The organism is Variovorax sp. P1_H12_2 (genome assembly GCF_056405335.1).
In genome coordinates, this window is the sequence record NZ_JBFUCI010000435.1 from 1 (window position 1) to 5,189 (window position 5,189).

Genomic DNA, 5,189 nt, shown 5'->3' on the forward strand with positions numbered 1-5,189 from the left:
CGGTTCTGCTGCAGCGAATCGAAGGCGCCGGCCTTGATCAGCGCCTCGACCGTGCGCTTGTTGATGCGCTGGCGATCCACCCGGACGCAGAAGTCGAACAGGCTCGTGAACGGGCCGCCCTCCTCGCGCGCCTTGACGATCGCTTCGACCGCCAGTTGCCCCGTGCCCTTGACGGCACCGAGGCCATAGCGGATGACCTTGTCGTTGACCGGCTCGAAGCGGTAGTTGCCGCGGTTCACGTCCGGCGGCTCGAAGGTGATGCCGAAGTTCTTCTGCGCGTCCTCGAACAGCACCTTGAGCTTGTCGGTGTCGTCCATTTCGACGGTCATGTTGGCGCAGAAGAACTCGGCCGTGTAGTGGACCTTGAGCCAGCCGGTGTGGTACGCCAGCAGCGAGTAGGCCGCCGCGTGCGACTTGTTGAAGCCGTAGCCCGCGAACTTCTCCATCAGGTCGAAGATCTCGTCGGCCTTCTTCTGGTCGATGTCGTTCTTGGCGGCACCTTTGCGGAAGATCTCGCGGTGCTCGGCCATCTCCTCGGCCTTCTTCTTGCCCATCGCGCGGCGCAGCAGGTCGGCGCCGCCGAGCGAGTAGCCGCCCAGGATCTGCGCGGTCTGCATCACCTGCTCCTGGTAGACCATGATGCCGTAGGTCTCGGAGAGCATGTCGGCCACCAGCGGATGCGGATACTCGACCGGCTCGCGCCCGTGCTTGCGCGCCACGAAGCTCGGGATCAGGTCCATCGGGCCGGGCCGGTACAGCGCGTTGAGCGCGATCAGATCCTCGAGCCGGGTCGGCCGCGCGTCCTTCAGCATGCCCTGCATGCCGCGCGATTCGAACTGGAACACGGCCTCGGTCTTGCCCTCGGAAAAGAGCTTGTACGTGGGCACGTCGTTGAGCGGAATGTTCTCGAAGGCGAAGTTCTCCTGGCCCTTGTGGCGCGCGACGATGAAGTCCTTGGCGATCTCCAGGATCGTCAGCGTGGCCAGGCCCAGAAAGTCGAACTTCACCAGGCCGACCGCCTCGACGTCGTCCTTGTCGTACTGGCTCACGGCCGAGTCGCTGCCCGGCTGCTGGTAGAGCGGGCAGAAGTCGGTGAGCTTGCCCGGCGCGATCAGCACGCCGCCGGCGTGCATGCCGATGTTGCGCGTCATGCCTTCGAGCTTCTGCGCCAGCTCGACCAGCATGCGGACTTCTTCCTCCTTCTCGATCCGGGCCGCGAGCTGCGGCTCGGCCGCGATCGCGTACTTTTCGCGGTCGGCCTCCGACAGGTCCGCGGGCGGGTACTGGATCGTCACCGGCTTGCCCGGCTTGTTCGGGATCAGCTTGCTGATGCCGTCGCAGAACATGTAGCTCATGTCGAGCACGCGGCCGACGTCGCGGATCGCGGCGCGTGCGGCCATGGTGCCGAAGGTGGCGATCTGGCTCACCGCGTCGCGACCGTACTTGTCCTTGACGTAGTCGATGACGCGGTCGCGGTTGYCCTGGCAGAAGTCGATGTCGAAGTCGGGCATCGAGACCCGCTCGGGGTTCAGGAAACGTTCGAACAGCAGCTTGTATTCGAGCGGGTCGAGGTCGGTGATCTTGAGCGCATAGGCGACCAGCGAACCGGCGCCCGAACCCCGTCCCGGGCCGACCGGGCAGCCGTTCTTCTTGGCCCAGTTGATGAAGTCGCCGACGATCAGGAAGTAGCCCGGGAAACCCATCTTCAAGATCGTGTTGATCTCGAACTCCAGCCGCTCGACGTAGCGTGGCCGCTCGGCATCGCGCTTCGCGGCCTCGGGGTACAGGTGGGCGAGGCGCTGTTCCAGCCCTTCGAAGGAGGCGACGCGGAAATACTCCTCGATCGGCATGCCGTTGGGCGTCGGGAAGTTCGGCAGCTGCGGCTTGCCGAGCACCAGCGTGAGGTTGCAGCGCTTGGCGATCTCGACCGTGTTGGCGAGCGCGCTCGGCACATCGGCGAAGAGCGCGGCCATCTCGGCCGACGACTTGAAGTACTGCTCGCGCGTGAACTTGCGCACCCGGCGCGGGTTGCCGAGGATCTCGCCCTCGGAGATGCAGACGCGCGCCTCGTGCGCCTCGTAGTCGTCGGCGGTGGCGAACTGCACCGGATGCGTCGCGACCACGGGCAAGCGCAGGCGGGCGGCGAGCTTCACGGCCGCGATCACGTGCGGCTCGTCCTCGGGCCGTCCGGCGCGCTGGAGCTCGATGTAGAAGCGATGCGGGAACAGGCCGGCGAGCTGCAGCGCGATCTCCGCGGCGCGCTCCTCCTGGCCTTGCAGCAGCGGCGCGCCGAGCGGTCCGGCCTGCGCGCCCGAGAGCGCGATCAGCCCGCCCTGCAATTCTTCGAGCCAGGCCAGCTTGCAGGCGGCCTGGGACTGGCCTCGGCCGACGTTCTGGGTCCAGGCGCGCGCCAGCAGCTCGGACAGGTTCAGGTAGCCTTCCTTGTTCTGCACCAGCAGCACGATGCGCGTGAGGGCGCCGGGCTCGGCGCCCAGGCCTTCGACGAAGACCTCGGTGCCGAGCACCGGCTTGACGCCCTTGCCGCGCGCCTCCTTGTAGAACTTGACGGCGCCGAAGAGATTGTTGAGGTCGGTGATCGCCAGCGAAGGCTGGCCGTCGGCGGCCGCGGCCTTGACGACTTCATCGATGCGGTTGGTACCGTCGACGACGGAAAACTCGGTGTGCAGGCGCAGGTGAACGAACATCCGGTCATTGTAGAAAACGMCGCCTCCACGATGTGATGCGGGCATCCCTACAATCGCCTCCCGTGCAAGAAATACTGAATATCGCGGCTTACAAGTTCGTCGGCATCGACGACGGCGCCGACCTGCGCGAGCACTTGCGTGCCCGCACCCATGCGCTGGCGCTCAAGGGCACCATCCTGCTCGCGCCCGAGGGCATCAACCTGTTTCTCGCAGGGGAAAAGGACCACGTCCGGGCGTTCCTGGGCGAACTGCGCGCCGATCCGCGCTTCGCCGATCTGGAGGCCAAGGAGAGCTGGTCGCAGGCGCAGCCGTTCCGGCGCATGCTGGTCAAGCGGAAGCGCGAGATCATCCGGATGGACCATCCCGCGATCCAGCCGGCCGCGGGCCGCGCGCCGGGCGTGGATGCGCCGACCCTGAAGCGCTGGCTCGACCAGGGGCACGACGATGCCGGCAAGCCGATCGCGCTGCTCGACACGCGAAATGCCTTCGAGGTCGATCACGGCACGTTCGATGGCGCGATCGACTGGCGGATCAGCAAGTTCACCGAATTCCCGAAGGCGCTGACCCGACATGCGCAAGCGTTCGCCGGCAAGACGGTCGTGAGCTTCTGCACCGGCGGCATCCGCTGCGAGAAGGCCGCGATCCTGATGCGCGAGGAAGGCGTCGCCGACGTGCTGCAACTCGAAGGCGGGATCCTCAAGTACTTCGAGCAGGTCGGCGGTGCGCACTACCACGGCGAGTGCTTCGTGTTCGATGGCCGGGAGTCCCTGGCGCCCGACTTGAGCGCGCGTTCGAACCGCGCCAGCGCCCGGGCGCAGGAAGACCCGGACCTGGCGATCAAGCGCTGAATTCCTAAGACTGCACCTGGAACGGGTGCCCCGGCAGCGGGATGAATTCGGTCTCGCCGGGCACCTGTCCCAGGCGCTGGGCGGCCCACTCGGCGCCGGCCTCGAGGATGCGCTCGCGCCGGCTCGAGACGAAGTTCCAGGTGATGAAGCGCGGGCCGTCGAGCGGCTCGCCGCCGATCACCACGAGACGGACCGCACGCTCCGCCGCCAGCATGCCGCCTGCGCCTTCGGGCAGCATCGCCATGGTGTGCCGCGCCACCGGCATGCCGTCGAGCGTGAGGTCGCCGTCGACCGGATAGATCGCCAGCTCGGGCGCAAGCGCCGGCAGCTCGAAGCGCGCGCCCGCCGGCAGCGCGAGGTCGAGATACAGGGTCTGCGACAAGGTCGCGACCGGCGAGCGGACGCCGAAGGCTTCGCCGACCAGCACCCGGACCGGCACGCCCTGCACGTCCAGCGCCGGAATGTCCGCCGCCTCGGTGTGCACGAAGCTGGGCTCGACCTCTTCGTGGGCCTGCGGCAAGGCAGCCCAGAGCTGGAGCCCGTGGTTCACATAGGTGGCGTCGAGCAGCGACTCGGGCTTGCGCTCCGAATGCACGATGCCGCGCCCCGCGGTCATCCAGTTGATCGCGCCGGGACGGATCTCCTGCACGCTGCCGAGGCTGTCGCGATGCATCATCGCGCCCTCGAAGAGGTAAGTGACGGTGGCCAGGCCGATGTGCGGATGCGGCCGCACGTCATGCGCCTTGCCGGGCGTCTCGGTGGCCGGCCCGAAATGGTCGAAGAAGACGAAGGGGCCGACCGAGCGGCGCTTCGCCGACGGCAGCAGGCGCCGGACGTTGAAGCCGCCCCCCAGGTCCTTGTCGTGCGGTTGGAGCAGAAGCGGTGCGGTCATCGTGATTCCTCGGTGAAGGGTTGCGTTTTCCACCCCATGAACCCGGCACGGGTCCATTCCAGGGATACCGCGGAACCGGCTTCGCCGGGCCGCTGGTATCGCCCCCTCGAGGGGGCGGCGCCGCAGGCGCTGCGGGGGTGTTTCATCGCTTTGATCTTGCCACCACGGCCACGCGTTCGCCAAATGCGATCGCGGTGTCGAGGTCGCCCCGTGCCATCTCGGCCGGGCTCGCATCGGAGGGCGAGGTGGTCAGCAGGCCGTTGTAGCCGCCGACGTAGTTGATCGAGTCGCGCCGGGCCGCCTTGCTGTTGGCCGGCATGATGCCGAGGCTGACCCAGAGGCCGCTGTGCTGCATGGCCAGGTGCCACAGGTAGGTCAGCGTGGCGTCCTTGTCGCCGTTCATGGCGGCGCTGTTGCTGAAGCCCGCGAAGAGCTTGTTCTTCCAGCCCTGGACGTACCAGACCTTGGAAGAGGCGTCCGCGAATTTCTTGAACTGCCAGCTCGGGCCACCCATGTAGGTGGGCGCGCCCATGATGATCGCGTCCGCCGCCGCCAGCAGCTCCCAGCCATGGGCCGGAAGATTGCCATCGGCGTCGATCGCGAGCAAATGGGCTCCCGCGCCGTCGGCCACCGCCTGCGCGACGCGCTGCGTGTGGCCGTAGCCCGAATGAAAAACGACAGCGATGTCGGCCATGAACTTTTCCTAGTCAACGCAAAAAGCGCATCCTAAGCCCGCGGCCGACG

General features: G+C 67.2%; 4 protein-coding genes. 1 reads left to right on the plus strand and 3 read right to left on the minus strand.

The window, feature by feature from the left end:
- A partial coding sequence (gene dnaE / locus AC1D2K_RS29300; RefSeq protein WP_478093272.1) for a DNA polymerase III subunit alpha occupies window positions 1-2,705 on the minus strand: 2,705 nt, incomplete at its 3' end.
- Between the two features lie 62 nt (window positions 2,706-2,767).
- Here dnaE and AC1D2K_RS29305 point away from each other — a divergent pair.
- Entirely contained in the window at window positions 2,768-3,553 is a 786-nt protein-coding gene (locus AC1D2K_RS29305; RefSeq protein WP_478093274.1) for a sulfurtransferase, read from the plus strand.
- Between the two features lie 4 nt (window positions 3,554-3,557).
- Here AC1D2K_RS29305 and AC1D2K_RS29310 read toward each other — a convergent pair whose 3' ends face one another.
- Window positions 3,558-4,445 (minus strand): pirin family protein, encoded by an 888-nt coding sequence (locus tag AC1D2K_RS29310; protein ID WP_478093276.1) that lies wholly within the window; start codon window positions 4,443-4,445, stop codon window positions 3,558-3,560.
- Between the two features lie 142 nt (window positions 4,446-4,587).
- Window positions 4,588-5,139, minus strand: a complete 552-nt coding sequence (locus AC1D2K_RS29315; protein WP_478093278.1) for a flavodoxin family protein — start codon at window positions 5,137-5,139, stop codon at window positions 4,588-4,590.
- Window positions 5,140-5,189: the final 50 nt, after the last annotated feature.

Excerpts from the sequence above, each read along its gene's own strand:
- AC1D2K_RS29310 (WP_478093276.1), bottom strand. The coding sequence starts at position 4,445 with ATGACCGCACCGCTTCTGCTCCAACCGCACGACAAGGACCTGGGGGGC.
- AC1D2K_RS29315 (WP_478093278.1), bottom strand. The coding sequence starts at position 5,139 with ATGGCCGACATCGCTGTCGTTTTTCATTCGGGCTACGGCCACACGCAG.